At 61.6% G+C, this 14,535-nt stretch carries 13 protein-coding genes; 6 read left to right on the plus strand and 7 right to left on the minus strand.

Going from position 1 to position 14,535, the window contains the following annotated elements; all coding sequences use genetic code 11:
• Positions 1-398 precede the first annotated feature (398 nt).
• The 5 genes from N8H74_RS28330 to N8H74_RS28350 all read left to right on the plus strand — a co-directional run bounded on the left by N8H74_RS28330 (position 399) and on the right by N8H74_RS28350 (position 8,926).
• A complete protein-coding gene (locus N8H74_RS28330) occupies positions 399-1,847 on the plus strand; it encodes an ATP-binding protein (RefSeq protein WP_262151964.1) in 1,449 nt (482 codons plus the stop codon).
• 167 nt (positions 1,848-2,014) lie between these two features.
• A complete protein-coding gene (locus N8H74_RS28335) occupies positions 2,015-4,822 on the plus strand; it encodes a multicopper oxidase domain-containing protein (protein ID WP_262151966.1) in 2,808 nt (935 codons plus the stop codon).
• A 17-nt stretch (positions 4,823-4,839) separates the two neighbouring features.
• On the plus strand, positions 4,840-5,931 hold the full coding sequence (locus tag N8H74_RS28340; RefSeq protein WP_225930209.1) for an SCO family protein: 1,092 nt from the start codon (positions 4,840-4,842) through the stop codon (positions 5,929-5,931).
• Positions 5,932-6,036: 105 nt separating this feature from the next.
• Positions 6,037-7,530, plus strand: coding sequence for an ATP-binding protein (locus N8H74_RS28345; protein WP_262151969.1), 1,494 nt, complete (start codon positions 6,037-6,039; stop codon positions 7,528-7,530).
• Positions 7,499-8,926: a sigma-54 dependent transcriptional regulator gene (locus tag N8H74_RS28350; protein ID WP_217834493.1), complete on the plus strand. Its 1,428-nt coding sequence runs from the start codon at positions 7,499-7,501 to the stop codon at positions 8,924-8,926. The genes N8H74_RS28345 and N8H74_RS28350 overlap by 32 nt, the downstream gene beginning before the upstream one ends.
• Before the next feature lie 13 nt (positions 8,927-8,939).
• Here N8H74_RS28350 and N8H74_RS28355 read toward each other — a convergent pair whose 3' ends face one another.
• Entirely contained in the window at positions 8,940-9,296 is a 357-nt protein-coding gene (locus N8H74_RS28355; protein WP_262151971.1) for a hypothetical protein, read from the minus strand.
• 163 nt (positions 9,297-9,459) lie between these two features.
• On the opposite strand from N8H74_RS28355, the gene N8H74_RS28360 reads away from it, so the two are divergent.
• Entirely contained in the window at positions 9,460-10,281 is an 822-nt protein-coding gene (locus N8H74_RS28360; RefSeq protein ID WP_262151973.1) for a class I SAM-dependent methyltransferase, read from the plus strand.
• Here N8H74_RS28360 and N8H74_RS28365 read toward each other — a convergent pair.
• The 6 genes from N8H74_RS28365 to N8H74_RS28390 form a co-directional block, all read right to left on the minus strand.
• Positions 10,262-10,570, minus strand: a complete 309-nt coding sequence (locus tag N8H74_RS28365; protein WP_217834490.1) for an addiction module antidote protein — start codon at positions 10,568-10,570, stop codon at positions 10,262-10,264. The genes N8H74_RS28360 and N8H74_RS28365 overlap by 20 nt on opposite strands.
• A gap of 2 nt (positions 10,571-10,572) precedes the next feature.
• Positions 10,573-10,866 carry a type II toxin-antitoxin system RelE/ParE family toxin gene (locus N8H74_RS28370; protein WP_217834489.1) on the minus strand — a complete coding sequence of 98 codons (294 nt, stop codon included), beginning with the start codon at positions 10,864-10,866 and terminating at the stop codon, positions 10,573-10,575.
• A gap of 143 nt (positions 10,867-11,009) precedes the next feature.
• The gene (locus N8H74_RS28375; RefSeq protein WP_262151975.1) at positions 11,010-11,702 is read right to left on the minus strand and encodes an N-acetyltransferase; all 693 of its coding nucleotides are present in this window, start codon (positions 11,700-11,702) and stop codon (positions 11,010-11,012) included.
• 113 nt (positions 11,703-11,815) lie between these two features.
• Entirely contained in the window at positions 11,816-12,607 is a 792-nt protein-coding gene (locus N8H74_RS28380) for a ChbG/HpnK family deacetylase (protein WP_217834487.1), read from the minus strand.
• On the minus strand, positions 12,579-13,769 hold the full coding sequence (locus N8H74_RS28385) for a GNAT family N-acetyltransferase (protein ID WP_262151978.1): 1,191 nt from the start codon (positions 13,767-13,769) through the stop codon (positions 12,579-12,581). The genes N8H74_RS28380 and N8H74_RS28385 overlap by 29 nt, the downstream gene beginning before the upstream one ends.
• Before the next feature lie 4 nt (positions 13,770-13,773).
• The gene (locus N8H74_RS28390; RefSeq protein ID WP_217834485.1) at positions 13,774-14,463 is read right to left on the minus strand and encodes an N-acetyltransferase; all 690 of its coding nucleotides are present in this window, start codon (positions 14,461-14,463) and stop codon (positions 13,774-13,776) included.
• Positions 14,464-14,535: the final 72 nt, after the last annotated feature.

Consider the following 14,535-nt stretch of genomic DNA (forward strand, 5'->3'; position numbering starts at 1 on the left):
CACTCAGCCTGCCGAAGGGGCCGGCACGGCAAGATCAAGAGCGGTACTCGAGCTAACGCTCATTGTGTTGAGTGGTGGGAAGCGGGTGCGGGCTTCGTAGGCTGCTCTTGCTCTTGCTCTTGCTTTTGTGGGAGTGGGCTTGCCCGTGGAGGCGGCCTTCGGGCCGACCTGGTTTTGGTGGGGGTACATATTTTCTTTACTGCCGCTGTGGTCAGTCCCCTCTCCCTCCGGGCGGTCCGACGTTTCGGGAGGGCTAGGGTGAGGGCTGCGATCTCAAGCTTGCCCAAAAAACATCTCACGCCCACAACCACAACCATGGGGCCGTTCACCCCCCGCTACCGGGCAAACCCCCAACCGTGGGCTATAACCCTATAGGGACGTATCGGGAAGTCGCCGCCATGAACGTGCAGTCAAAATCGCTACCGGTCGAGGAGGGCAGTCTGCGCTTGGGTTCGCGCAAGCAGCCGTTCAATCTGTTGCGCTGGTTTTCGTTGATCAGCATGGCGGTGATCGGCACGGTGGCGGTGGCGCTGGGGACGGTGTCGACGCGGTTTGTGGTGGAGGAGAGTGTGCAGCGTGATGCGTTGCTGACCGCGCAGTTCATTCAGGCCATTGCGTCGGCGGAGGTGCGTCATGTGTCGATTCCCAATATCCGCACCATGGGCGAGTTGATCGACCCGCGCCAGGACAACGATTTTCCCGATGTCGATCCGGCGGCGAGGGCCAATGCGCGGTCGGAGTTTCTCGATCACATTGCACACTTGCCGGATGTGATCCTCGCCAATATCTATGCCCCCGATCGACAGGTGGTCTGGTCGACCAACCCGGCGCTGATCGGTACGCGGATTCATGCCGACGAGGATCTGGATCGGGCCTTCAATGAAAAAATCCCGGTGTCCGCCAGTTATCACGACGTGGACAAGGCGCGCGAAGAACAGAAGTTCGTGGTGCCGCCGGAATACATCTTTCTGGAGAACTACATCCCGCTGTTCGATGCCGAGGGCAAGAACGTCACGGCGATGGTCGAGATCTACAAGGAACCCAAGGACCTGATCTCTCGCATGGAGCGTGGACTGGTTCTGATCTGGGTGGCGACCGCGCTCGGTGGCGGGCTGATTTATCTGGGGTTGTACTGGATCGTGCGGCGGGCGGCGATTTTGCTGGCGGTGCAGCAGAAGCAGCTGATCGCCAATGAAACCTTTGTCGCCCTGGGCGAGATGTCCTCGGCGGTGGCCCACAGTCTGCGTAATCCGCTGGCGACCATTCGTTCCAGCGCCGAGCTGGCGCTGGAGTTCGATGCCGGGCCGGCGCAGAAAAACATCAAGGACATCATCGGCCAGGTCGACCGCATGTCGAAGTGGGTGCGCGAGTTGCTGCAATCCTTGCGTCCGCTCAATGACGAGCCGGAGCCGGTAAATCTGGTGGCGGCGCTGCATGAAAGTCTGGTTGCGTTCGAGCAGCAGATCGCCAGGGCCGGGGTGCAGGTGGTGTTTCATCCGCAGCACACGCCGATGGTGCTGAGCCAGCCGGTGCAGCTCACGCAGATTCTCAACAGCCTGCTGGCCAATGCCCTGGAGGCCATGGACAAGGGCGGTACGTTGACCATCAGCCTGGAGCCGACCGACAGCCGTGGCGTCAGCGTGATGCTCAGCGACACCGGCAAAGGCATGAGTGAAGAACAGCGCAGCATGGCGTTCCGGCCGTTTTTCACCACCAAGCAGGGTGGTCTGGGGGTCGGGCTGGTGCTGGTCAAACGGATCATGGAACGCTTCGGCGGTGGGGTAACGCTGGACAGCCGCGAAGGCGAGGGCACGACCGTTCGTCTGGCGTTTCAACTGATTCAATGAATAACCGAAAATAATCTGAACTTCCCCCAGCAGTGGGTGTCATGCCCCGGTCACCGGGGAGTGGGGAATTCAACAGCGCGGCCAAACCCTTGTTACAACTAGAAATAATTTATTGGCGAGGTAATTGCAAAACACCATCACCCCTTCCTTAGATGAGGCGGCTGGTGATGGACAGAGCAACGCGTTACCCCAACAAGCTGTTCCTGCTGACACCCTTGAGTGTCTTTCTGGCATTGACCCTGGGCACCATGACCGTGGTCCGAGCGAGCCCGATTGACGATGAAGGGCAGCCGGAGACGTCCGACCCTTCGGCGTACTACGACGAGCCGGCCGATGAAGCAACGGCACTCAACGCCATCCTGACGATGCCGGAGGCCAACGAAGATTCGTTCGATCTGCCTGACGGCGTCAAAGGCACCCGCAACACGACCCGCGCGGAAAACGTTCTGCCGCCGTCGGTGCAGACCAGTTTCAATTACCCCACCAACGGCAAGCCGAGCCCGCTGTACGGTGCCCTGCCGTTTACCCAGCAACTGGTGCTGTTCGAAGAGTTCGGCCCGGAAAAACTCGACCCGACCACCCCGGCCGCGCCGCTGGGCTTTCCGCCTGCCGCGATTGGCCCGGCACCGGCGCAGGACCCCAACAACGTCGCTCGCAGCGCGCCACCCGGCACCGCACTGGATGCGTTCCTGCGGCAACCGGGGCTGACGCCGTTCCCGAGCCAGTTCTCCAACGTGGTCGACCGCAACCCGTGGCAATCGCAGATCGAACTGTTCCTCAACCGCCATATCGGCTCGTCCGCCGAAGGACGTCCGCCAGGAAAGGGCTGGGCGCACCAGCGCTGGAACGAGTTCTACCCGCAAGCCGCGTACAAGACCGTGCAGACCGGTGCGCGGGTCAACGGTGGCCTGCGTGACAGTCGGCAGATGCACGGCTACGCGGTCGGCGAGTTCGGCCCCGGTGGCCTGTACCACAACACCGCCGGTGTACCGCTGACCGATGGCACCGCCAAGGGCGTCGATCCGCGTTTCCACCCGAACATGCCGGTGCAGGATCACAACTCGGTGTGGACCTTCGACGGCACGTTGCCGCCCAAACTGTTGATGGTGCGCTACGGTCAGCCGGTGATGATGCGTCACTACAACGGCTTGCCGATCGATCCGGCGGCCAACCGGGGCTTCGGCCTGCACACCATCACCACCCACGAGCACAACGGCCACGCGCCGGCGGAAAGCGACGGTTATGCCAACGCGTTTTTCTTCCCCGGCCAGTATTACGACTATCGCTGGCCGATCCAGCTCGCCGGTTACGACAGCATCAACACCAAGGCCGAAGATCCGCGCGCCGCATTCCCTTGCGCGCCGGGCGAGACCCTGTGGGTCAACGACCTGCAACCGAGCAAGAAAACCTGCGACCACGGCACGATCAAGATTCGCGGCGACTGGCGCGAAACCATGAGCACCCACTGGTTCCACGACCACATGCTCGATTTCACCGCGCAGAACGTCTACAAGGGCAACGCGGCGATGATGAACTACTACAGCGCCCTGGATCGTGGTAACGAGTCGGTGAACGACGGCGTCAACCTGCGCTTGCCCAGCGGCAGCGCCTTGCCGTGGGGTAACCGCGACTATGACGTCAACCTGCTGTTCGCCGACAAGGCCTGGGATCAGCAAGGGCAGTTGTGGTTCAACCCGTTCAACACCGACGGCTTCCTCGGCGATCAGGTGCTGGTCAACTGGCAGTGGAAACCGACCCTCGATGTGCGGGCACGCAGTTATCGCTTCCGCATTCTCAACGGTTCGGTGTCGCGCTACTTCAAGCTCGCGCTGGTACGGGAAGTCAAAGGCACCAGCGGTGAGTTCCAGGGGCCGAAAAACTCCGGCGTGTCGTACAGCCGCGTGCCGTTCCACATGATTGCCAACGACGGCAACATCATGGAGCACAGCGTACCGTTCGACGGCAGCATGGACCTGGACGCCGATGGCGATAAACAGAACCACAACGCGATTCTGCCGACCCAGGGCATCGCCGAGCGCTTCGACATCATCGTCAACTTCGCCAAGAACGGGATCAAACCCGGCGACAAGCTGTTCTTCGTCAACTTGCAGTCCCATGACGACGGCAAAGGCCCCAAAGACGTGATTTCGCTGGCCGACGTGCTCTCCGAGAAGTACCTGGCGGTGATCAAGCAGACCAGCAAAGGCCCGCAGTGGGACAAGGGCGATCCGGCGGTGGGCAAGGTCCTGCAGCTCAACGTCAAGGCCTACACCGGTCAGGATCTGGCGATGGATCCGGCAGCCTACGAACCGGCCAAGCCGGGCAAGGCTGAAGGCATGGTGATGATCCCGCTGAAGATCCACCGCGACAATGCTGCCGACAAGGCGCTGCTGGCCAACGCTCGTCACCGCACCTTCACCTTCGGCCGTTCCGACGGCACCGATGAGGCGCCGTGGACGGTCAAGACCGATGGCGGATTTGGCTTCCACATGGATCCGCGTCGCTTGAATACGGCGACCAAACTGGCCAGTGGTCCGACCGATGCCGGCGTCGCCGGGTTCGGCACCCTCGAGGTGTGGAACATCAAGTTGGGCGGCAAGGGCTGGAGCCATCCGGTACACGTCCACTTCGAGGAGGGGATCATCCTCAGTCGGGGCGGCAAGGCTCCGCCAGAGTGGGAAAAATGGGCGCGCAAGGACGTCTATCGGATCGGTTCGGAGAACGATGGTCTGGACAGCGTCGAGATGGCAATCAACTTCCGCGAGTTTGCCGGGACCTACATGGAGCACTGCCACAACACTCAGCATGAGGACAACTCGATGCTGCTGCGTTGGGACCTGGAGAAACCCGGGCAACTGCAGTTGATGCCGACACCGCTGCCGAGCTGGGATGGTGTGCGCTACGTCAACTCCGCCGCGCTGCCAACCTTCCGCACTGGCGATGGCTTCGGCCCGCAAGTGAACGTGAAGAAATGAAAAGGGAGGGAGCCGTCATGCCACAACGTTCGCCGCGCTCCCAGGCCCTGGGCATGCATCTGGTGCTGGTACTGGTGACCTGTCTGCTTGGCAGCCGGGCGCTGGTGGCGCACCAGATGCAACCCGAGGCCAGCGCACCGGCGCCTGCCGCTGCGACCGAATCCGCCACCCCCTGGGGTGGCGACTATTTCCCCAACACCCTGCTGACCGACCAGGACGGTCGGCAGGTGCGGTTTTTCGACGACCTGATCAAAGACAAGGTGGTGGTGATCAATTTCATCTTCACCTCCTGCAGCGACTCCTGCCCGCTGGAAACCGCGCGCTTGCGCCAGGTGCAGAAACTGCTGGGGGACCGGGTCGGGCAGGACATCTTTTTCTACTCGATCAGCATTGATCCGTTGAGTGACACGCCGGCAGTGCTCAAGGCGTACTCGCAGCGTTTCAAGGTCGGCCCCGGCTGGAAATTCCTCACCGGCGAATTCGAAGACGTCACCGACCTGCGCAAGAAACTCGGGCTGTTCATCGAAGGCGTCGACAACGGCCGCAGCAAGGATCACAACCTGAGCCTGATCGTCGGCAACCAGAGCACCGGGCGCTGGATGAAGGCTTCGCCGTTCGAGAATCCGTGGATCCTCGCCGATCAACTGGCCAATACCTTGCAGAACTGGAAACAGCCGAGCGCCGAACAGAACTACGCCGACGCCCCGCAGATCCGCCCGCCCAGCAACGGCGAAGAATTGTTCCGCACCCGTTGCGCCTCCTGCCACAGCCTCGGCCCGCAGGATGGCGAAGGCATCGGTATGCGCAACATCGGCCCCGACCTGATCGGCGTGACCCGCCAGCGCGATCCGGCCTGGCTCAATCGCTGGATCCGCGAACCGGACAAGGTGCTGGCGGAAAAAGACCCGATTGCGCTGCAACTGTTCGAGAAATACGAGCGCATCCCGATGCCCAATCTACGTCTGGACGAGCAGTCGGCGCAGTCGATCATCGAGTTTCTGAACAACGAAACCGAGCGCCAGCATCCGTCCGTGCAACCCTTGGCCGACGGGGCGTTGACGCCAGAAACAGCCAGTACGGCGAGCGAAACGGTGAGTCGTATGCAATAGCGGCGAAATAGCATCAGTGAACCGTGTGTGACGGTTATTGCCACCTACACTCATTCGTGACGGCGGCGGTAACCGACCTGACACAAAAAACGCCAGGGCACCCCCATGCAACGACTGGAAGAACAAAAAGCGGCTGCGCCGAACGCAGCATTGGCGGCCATCAAGGTCTGGGGCGGGCAGTTCAATCTGCTGCGCTGGTTTTCCCTGGCCAGCTTTTTCATCATCGCGGCGGTGGCGTTGGGCCTGGGTTACATCTCCACCCGGTTTGTGGTCACCGAAAGCGTCGAACGCGACTCATTGCTCACGGCGCAATTCGTGCAGTCCATTGGTGAGGCGGAAATCCGTCACGCCGGTATCAACCCGCAACGCACCATGGGCGAAATGCTCGATCCGCGCGAAGACTCGCACTATCCCGATGTTGATCCGGCGGCGCATAACGCGGCGCGCAGCGAGTTTCTCGATCACGTCGAGCACTTGCCGGACATTTTGCTGGCGACGGTGTATGCCCTGGACCGCACGGTGATCTGGTCGACCAACCCCGAACTGATCGGCGTGCGCTTCGAGGACGATGATGAACTGGATGAGTCGTTCGAGATGAAGGTGCCGGTGTCTTCCAGCTACCACCAGATCGACGAAGAAAAACCCGAGCAGCAGTTGTCCCGCGAGCCCAAATACCTGTTCATCGAAAACTACATTCCGATGTTCAACGCCGACCGGAGCAAAGTGGTTGCGATGGTCGAGATTTACAAGGAGCCGGAGGATCTGGTGGAGCGCATCGATCGCGGCTTCGCGTCGATCTGGGCGGCGACGATCCTCGGTGGCGCGGCGATTTATCTGGGGCTGTTCTGGATCGTGCGGCGCGCCTCGAGCCTGCTGCAAAGCCAGCAACAGCAACTGATCAGCAACGAAACCTTTGTCGCCCTCGGCGAGATGTCTTCGGCGGTGGCGCACAGTTTGCGCAACCCGTTGGCAACCATCCGTTCCAGCGCCGAACTGGCCCAGGAAGTGGCGAGCCAGAGTGCTCAGCGCAACATTGGCGACATCATCAGTCAGGTCGACCGCATGTCGCGCTGGGTCCGCGAACTGCTGGTGTCGTTGCGGCCCATGAGCGATGACGGTGAAGCGGTGGACCTGCTGCCGGCCGTCGAGGACACCCTGGGTGCCTTTGATGCGTTGATCCGGCGTAACGGCGTCGAAGTGCGATTCATCCCGCAGCATTGCTCGCCGGTCGTCAGCCAAAAGGTGCTGTTGACGCAAATTCTCAATAGCCTGTTTGCCAATGCCCTGGAGGCGATGCCCAAGGGCGGTGTGCTGACTGTCGAGATTGAAACGCCGCATGCCGGCCAGGTGCGCCTGACGCTGGGCGACACCGGTAAAGGCATGAGCGCGCAGCAACTGCAACTGGTGTTCAAGCCGTTTTTCACCACCAAGCAGGGCGGCCTCGGGGTTGGCCTGGCGTTGGTCAAAAGAATCATGGAGCGGTTTCAGGGCTCGGTCGTATTGACCAGCCGCGAACAGGAAGGAACTCGAGTCAGCCTTAACTTTAAAGTGGCATCGGGAGGGGAATATGGAACACAGCATTCTGCTGGTCGAGGATGACGAGCTGTTGGCGGAAAATATTCAGACCTACCTGGAGCGCAAGGACTTCGAGGTGACTGTCTGCCATAGCGCCGAGGACGCGCTGGAGCAATTGGGCCGCTTCATGCCGGACGTGGTGCTGACCGACAACTCGCTGCCGGGCATGAGCGGGCACGACCTGATCCAGAAGCTGCGCGTCAGCGCGCCGGATCTGAAAGTGATCATGATGACCGGTTACGGCAACGTCGAAGACGCGGTGGTGGCCATGAAGGAGGGCGCCTTTCATTACGTCACCAAACCGGTGGCGCTGCCGGAACTGAAGCTGCTGCTGGACAAGGCCCTGGCCACCGAGCGGATGGAGCGCACGCTGTCGTTCTATCAGGAGCGCGAGGCGCAGAAATCCGGGGTCCAGGCGCTGATCGGCGAGTCGTCGCCGATGCAGTACCTGAAGAACACCATCGGCCAATTGCTCGACGCCGAGCGGCGCATGGCCAACTCCGATCTGCCGCCGGTGCTGGTCGAAGGCGAGACCGGCACCGGCAAGGAACTGGTGGCCCGCGCCCTGCATTTCGACGGCGCGCGCAGTAAAGGGCCGTTCATTGAATTCAACTGCGCGTCGATTCCGTCCAATCTGGTGGAATCGGAACTGTTCGGCCACGAGAAGGGCGCGTTCACCGACGCCAAGGATCGCCGGGTCGGGCTGGTGGAGGCGGCGGACGGCGGCACGCTGTTTCTCGATGAGATCGGCGAAATGGACCTGCTGTTGCAGGCCAAGCTGCTCAAGCTGCTGGAGGACCGCACGATTCGCCGGGTCGGCTCGGTGAAGGAGCGCAAGGTCAACCTGCGGGTGATCAGCGCCACCAACTGCAACCTTGAACAGATGGTTCAGCAGGGCAAATTCCGCCGCGACCTGTTTTTCCGTCTGCGCATCATCTCGATCAAAGTGCCGCGCCTGTACGCCCGGGGCGACGACATTCTGCTGCTGGCCCGGCATTTTCTCGCCAGCCACGGCAAACGCTACGGCAAACCGAACCTGCATTTCAGCCAGCAGGCCGAAGAACTGCTGCTCAGTTACACCTGGCCGGGCAACGTGCGTGAACTGCGCAACATGCTTGAACAGACCGTGTTGCTGGCACCGAGCGACACCATTGCCGCGCACCAATTGAACGTGTGCATGAGCCTGGTCGACGAGCCGCCGCTGCACCAGCATGAAGTCCCGCACTTCGAACCACGCCCGGCCAGCAACAACGAATCGATGAACCTGCCGGAAGTCGAGCGCGACATGGTGCGCAAGATGCTCGACAAGACCGACTGGAATGTCACCAAGTCGGCCCGTCTGCTGGGCCTGAGCCGCGACATGTTGCGCTATCGCATCGAAAAACTCGGCCTGGCCCGGCCGGACAAGCGCCAGTGGTGAGCGTGCCGCATGGTCAGTGGGTGATCTGGACGGGCCGGGCCAGACACTCCAGCAGGCACGTCGGATCGAGCACTTCGTCATTGACGTAGATCCCGCGCTCAGGATCGTAGCTACGCACGAACACCCGCACGGTGGCATCGGCTACGGTCGGCAGTTGCGAGTCGTGGAACACGTGGCGATCAGGGATGACGATGAAGTCCTGCGGCGCCTCGTCTTCGTAGGCGCGCGGCGGTGGCGCATTGAGTGACGGCGGAGCAGGGTGGGCGAAGGGCTGGTCCGGCCCGTAATAATTGAAATTGCTGTCCAGCGCTTGCGCCTGGGTGGCGATGAGCAGACAGCCAGTCAACAACAGCCGGTTGCGCGTTTGCATGGCGGCACCTGCGAGTGCGTGTTTCCCCAAGGCTATTAACTATAGCTGCGTGTGCAGGATTCACTGTTGCCCGGGATGTCGGCTTACAAGTTCATAACAACCGGCAACGCCGGGCTGATCTAGACTCGGGCCGCTCAATACAGAGCATCGCCCGGAGTGCGCCATGGAAGTGCCAAACAATAAAGCCGCGATCGAGAGCAATCGTCAGGCGTGGAACGATTCTGCCCGCCATCACCAGGACTCGCCCGACTGGCAGGCCTTGCTCGGCGAGGTCACGCACCTTGGCTTTTCCTGCCTCGACGACACCTTGCGCGGCGTGCTGGAACAGGTCGGTATCGAGGGCAAGGACGTCGTGCAACTGGGTTGCAACAACGGTCGTGAAAGCCTCTCGCTGTTCAGCCTCGGCGCACGGCAGGTAGTGGGTGTCGATCAGTCGATGGCGTTTCTCGAACAGGCCCGGGAACTGAACGCCCGGTCCCCGCACAACGCCCAATTCATCGAAGCCGACATCCATCATCTGCCGCCGTCGCTGCTGGCGCGGTTCGATGTTGCCCTGATCACCATCGGCGTCCTCAACTGGATGCCCGATATCGCCGAGTTCTTCCGTCACGTCGCCTCGACCCTCAAGCCCGGCGGACGCCTGGTGATCTACGAAACCCACCCGTTTCTGGAGATGGTCGATCCTGCGGCGTCAGATCCCTTCCGCCTGGCGACGTCGTATTTCCGCCAGGAGCCGTTTGTGCAGGAGGAACCGATCGTCTACGTCGGCAAGGTCGAGCAACCGGCCGCCGCGTCCTACTGGTTCGTACATACCCTTGGCGCCATCTTCAGCGCGGCCATCGACGCCGGACTGAACATCGCGCATTTCAAGGAATACCCGCACTCGAACCGGGAGGAGGCGTATGACTGCTACCTGAATCAGGAGGCGCAGCTGCCGATGTGTTTTACCCTCGTCGTGCAGAAAATCAGCGCGTCGAGTGATTGATTGAATGTCCTGGCTGAGCACAAAGGTCAATGCCAAGGGCGTGAATGACTTTTAGAACCGTATCAAAACGGGGTTTTGCACCCGGCGCGAAAGCCTTGTACAGGCTTTCGCGGCCCATACCCGAATCCTTGGCTATTTGAGTCATCCCACGGGCCTTTACCACATAACCGATTGCCCGAAGAAACTCTTCGTTGTCGCCGTCTGCCAATACCTGGGAGAGGTACTCGCTAATGGCCTCGTCACTGTCCAGCAGTGTCGCCATGTCAAAAGTTGTCAAAGTCTGGCTCACTGTTAAACCTCCTTTGCCATTTTTTTTGCGCGTCGGATATCTGCACTTTGGGAGGATTTATCACCTCCGGCCAGCAGAACAACGATTGCACCGTTACGCATCGTGAAGTAGACCCGATACCCCGCACCAACATCCACGCGCATCTCGGACACACCATCACCGACTGGTTTGATGTCGCCTAGATTACCTGCTGACGCGCGATCAATGCGACGGGCAATAGCTACCTTGGCGCGTATATCCCTGACAGACGAGTGCCATGCTGCGAAAACTGCTGTTTGTTGGATGAGATAATTCATCCGGAAACTGTATCTGTATGGATACAGCCAGGCAGTCAGCCACTTCGCTCATCAACTTTGGATGTGTCGTCGGAGTCTGTAGGCAAAGGTCGTTGGTTTTGTAGGAGCTGCCGAAGGCTGCTCCTACAGTTGGATATAGGCTGTCAGGCCCGCGCAGCCGCCGTAACCCCCGCCCGCCCCGGTTTGCGCAGTGGTTCCAGGCGTGAACCGTCGTAGCGGGTTTCGCGGAAGAAGCGCCAGCGGCCGAACAGGCCGTAGACGTGGGTGACGCGGCCCTGTTCGTGGTAGCCCATGCGGATGTGCAGTTTCAGCGCGGGAATGTTGTGGGTTTCGCAGACGTCCACCACTTTGTGGCAGCCCTGGGCGGCCATGGCTTGCCAGAGGGCGACCTGGACGTCCACCGACAGGCTGCTGCCGAAATAGGCGCGGGTCATTTCGCCGCCGAACTCGAAGAACTCGCCGGGTTTGACCGGGAACGTGCAGCCGTAATAGTGGCGGTCGTGGTAGTCGCGCAGACTGCCCCAGATGAACGCCACCGCGTGGCCGTCGGCATCCAGGTACATGTGCCCGGTGTGGCCTTCGGCGGCCAGTTCCGCCATGGTCCCGACCCGGTCGCCGAAGTGCTTGCCGAAAGCCTCGGCATTCTGCGGCGTGATGTCGACTTTGCGCAGGCCATCGTAGGGGCGCAGCGTGTGCGGCGGGACCGGGGTGATCAGGTCGCGCTCCATCCACAACAGCTCCCAATGGAAGAACACATAACGTTTCCACAACGTGCCGAAGGTGCGCCCGAGGCCTTTTTGTCTGATGCGCTCGCTCAACTTTTCAATGATGCTCATGATGCCCTCCGTGGCCGAAGCCCGGTGTTGTGGATGACGCTTTTGTGGGTATAGATCAAGCCTGCAAGTTCATGTCAAAGCGCCAGCTTTGAAAGTATTGCAAGTTGTGTAACTCACTCGAGTGCGGCAGCACCGCGCAGAAATTCCCTGTTCAGATCGGCATAGGAAACCCGTGGAACCCCCGGCAGCCGCTGCTCTAGCACGCGGCTCAGGGACTCTCCGGGTTCGAGGTAGGCATCACCGAAATCAGCCCCGAGCTGGTTTGGATGAGCAACGATTTCCAGTACGCCGTCGGTCGGCGCAGGGGCGTTGCGCAGGTCGACCGGGGTGCAGACGTAATCCGCCGTCGCCCCCGCCAATCCTTGCAGACGCTGATTGAGCAAACCCTTGAACACGCGCTTGGGCAGACTGAGGTTTTGCCCCAGATTGCGCGCCAGGCGCACCGGTACGCCTTGATGGGCGGCGAAGCGTGCGACGATCTCGCCGATCGGCCAGATGTTGTGGACATGCTGGTGCGAATCCAGATGGCTGGGGCGCACGCCATGATCGACGCAACGCTGCCACTGCGCCTGCAATTCCTGCTGCACCGCCTCGCGATCCTCGCGGCCGAGCCACAGGCTGTGGCGCGGCAGGTTGAGGTCGAACACGCCGTGGCTGTCGCAGAAGGTGCGGCGAGCGAGAATCGCCTGGCTCAGGGGGCGACCATACGTCAGGTTGAAGTGCAGGCCGATCCGCCCTTCGAGCAGCGGATGACGGGCCATGGCGCAGGCCGCTTCGAAGGCCGGCATGTTGGCCATGGCGGTGGCGGAACTGATGACCCCGGCCTGGAACGCGCTGAAGATCACCGCGTTTTCACTCGGGCTGAGGCCGAAATCGTCAGCGTTGACTATGACTTGGCGGGGCATGTTCGCCCTCCGTGGTGATGGTGCCGGGAAGCGGTTTGGTGATAGCCGCCGTGGGGGCTGCCGCGCGCTTGGCCCGCCATTGCTGCCACGCCGGTTTCAGGCGCTGCCAGAGGCGCAGCGCCAGCCCCAGCAGCAGGCCGCTCGGGCGCCAGGAGTAGAAGCTCCAGCGCCAGTGTTCCAGTTGGCCGGTCATGCGTTCGTGCAGTTGATGGCTGGAGTTTTCCAGGCTGACCCGCGAGGCATCGATCCAGCGCCAGTGATCGTCCAGGCCCCAGCGAATCCATTCTTCGAGCAACACCCGGCCGCTGCCCAGATCGGCGTATTGCGGCAGGAACGCCAGGTTGTAATCGTAGAGGCGACCCTGTTCGAGCAGGCCGAGCCGGTAGCTGATGCACCGGCCGTCGAGTTCCAGTGTGACCACGCGCACCAGGCCATGGGCGGCGAGGGCGGCGAAGGCGTTTTCGATCCATTGGCGGCTGCGCGGCGTGGCAAAAATGCCGACCCCTTCGTCACCTTTCCAGCTCACCGCTTCGACTTCGCTGATGGCCTGCAGCAACGGCCCCATGCTGTGCGCGTCGGGAATGATCCGTCGTACCTGAGCGCCACACGCGGCGATCCGTTTGCGCGCGCGCCGCAGCTTGTAGCGCGGATCACCGGACACTTCCTGACGGTCGTCCTCGCTGAGCAGGTGTACCGGCGCCCGACAACTCAAACGCCGCTCACCGGTCGAGCTGAGAAGCATCCACTCGTTGAGGCCGCCGTGTTCGTTGGCAGGTTCGCAGAGTTCGTTGAGTTGCAGCAGGGCGTGGGGTATCCGCTGGCGGATAAACACCAGCGCCTGGCGCAGGTCGCGCGCGTTCAATTGCGACAGCAGCGCCAGCCGATCGGCGAGAGGGTAGCCCAGGTGACGGACCACCCTGAAGCGGATCCCGAAAAACGGTTCGCGGCTCACGACAAGGGGCAGGCACAGGCGCAATTCGTCCGCTTCCCAGCCCAGCAGGATGTGCAGGCGCTGATGGCTGTCCAGCGCCTGCTCTGCCGCGTGCAACCAGCCGAGGCTGTTGAACGGCGTGTGGTCCGTCACCCGCAGGCGCAGCGCTTCAAAGGCCGCTGCCGGGAAGTCGGGTGCGCACAGGGACGTGCGCCATTCGAATCGCGCCATAGGCTCAGGCCGCCGTTGCCGTGACAGGTGCAGGGGAGGGTTTGCGCAGCGCGTCCAGGCGTGAGCCGCTGTAGCGGGTTTCGCGATAGAAGCGCCAGTGCCCGAACAGATGGTAGACGTTCATGATCCGCCCCTGCTCGTGGTAACCCATACGGATATGCAGCTTCAGCGCCGCGATGTTGTGGAACTCGCAGACGTCCACCACCTTGTTGCAACCCTGGTCCGCCATGGCTTTCCACAGGTTCAGCTGGAAGTCGACGGACAACGTGGAACCCCAGTAGGCGCGTATCTGTTCGCCGCCGAACTCGAAGAACTCGCCGGGTTTCACCGGGAACCAGCAGCCGTAGTAATGACGGTCGTGGTAGTCGCGTTTGCTGCCCCAGATGAAAGCCACAGCGTCGCCATCCTCGTTCAGGTACATGTGTCCGGTATGACCTTCGTTGGCCAGTTCGGCCATGGTCCCGACCCGGTCACCGAAGTGTTTGCTGAAGGCCACGGCGTTCTGCGCGGTGATGGTTTCCATCCGCAGCGGCTCGTAGGGCCGCAGTTTGTGCGGTGGCACCGGGCTGACCAGGTCGCGTTCCATCCACAGCAATTCTTCGTGGGAATACACGTAATGCCGCCACACCTTGCCGAGGGTGGCGCGCAGGCCTTTTTGATGAATGTGTTCGCTGAGTTTGCTCAAGACGCTCATGTCGGTGACTCCTGACGGCATCGGCCGTGAGTGGAGTGATGCAACGCGCGGCGACATGCCGGCGCGGCACTG

This window comes from Pseudomonas sp. B2M1-30 (genome assembly GCF_025447575.1).
In the GTDB taxonomy this organism is placed as follows: Bacteria; Pseudomonadota; Gammaproteobacteria; order Pseudomonadales; family Pseudomonadaceae; genus Aquipseudomonas; species Aquipseudomonas botevensis.

What these genes read in the sequence shown, in the direction of transcription:
- N8H74_RS28390 (WP_217834485.1), bottom strand. Translation starts at nt 14,463, where the DNA reads ATGAGCGTCTTGAGCAAACTCAGCGAACACATTCATCAAAAAGGCCTG.
- N8H74_RS28385 (WP_262151978.1), bottom strand. Translation starts at nt 13,769, where the DNA reads ATGGCGCGATTCGAATGGCGCACGTCCCTGTGCGCACCCGACTTCCCG.
- N8H74_RS28380 (WP_217834487.1), bottom strand. Translation starts at nt 12,607, where the DNA reads ATGCCCCGCCAAGTCATAGTCAACGCTGACGATTTCGGCCTCAGCCCG.
- N8H74_RS28335 (WP_262151966.1), top strand. Translation starts at nt 2,015, where the DNA reads ATGGACAGAGCAACGCGTTACCCCAACAAGCTGTTCCTGCTGACACCC.
- N8H74_RS28345 (WP_262151969.1), top strand. Translation starts at nt 6,037, where the DNA reads ATGCAACGACTGGAAGAACAAAAAGCGGCTGCGCCGAACGCAGCATTG.
- N8H74_RS28350 (WP_217834493.1), top strand. Translation starts at nt 7,499, where the DNA reads ATGGAACACAGCATTCTGCTGGTCGAGGATGACGAGCTGTTGGCGGAA.
- N8H74_RS28340 (WP_225930209.1), top strand. Translation starts at nt 4,840, where the DNA reads ATGCCACAACGTTCGCCGCGCTCCCAGGCCCTGGGCATGCATCTGGTG.
- N8H74_RS28370 (WP_217834489.1), bottom strand. Translation starts at nt 10,866, where the DNA reads ATGAATTATCTCATCCAACAAACAGCAGTTTTCGCAGCATGGCACTCG.
- N8H74_RS28360 (WP_262151973.1), top strand. Translation starts at nt 9,460, where the DNA reads ATGGAAGTGCCAAACAATAAAGCCGCGATCGAGAGCAATCGTCAGGCG.
- N8H74_RS28330 (WP_262151964.1), top strand. Translation starts at nt 399, where the DNA reads ATGAACGTGCAGTCAAAATCGCTACCGGTCGAGGAGGGCAGTCTGCGC.
- N8H74_RS28355 (WP_262151971.1), bottom strand. Translation starts at nt 9,296, where the DNA reads ATGCAAACGCGCAACCGGCTGTTGTTGACTGGCTGTCTGCTCATCGCC.
- N8H74_RS28375 (WP_262151975.1), bottom strand. Translation starts at nt 11,702, where the DNA reads ATGAGCATCATTGAAAAGTTGAGCGAGCGCATCAGACAAAAAGGCCTC.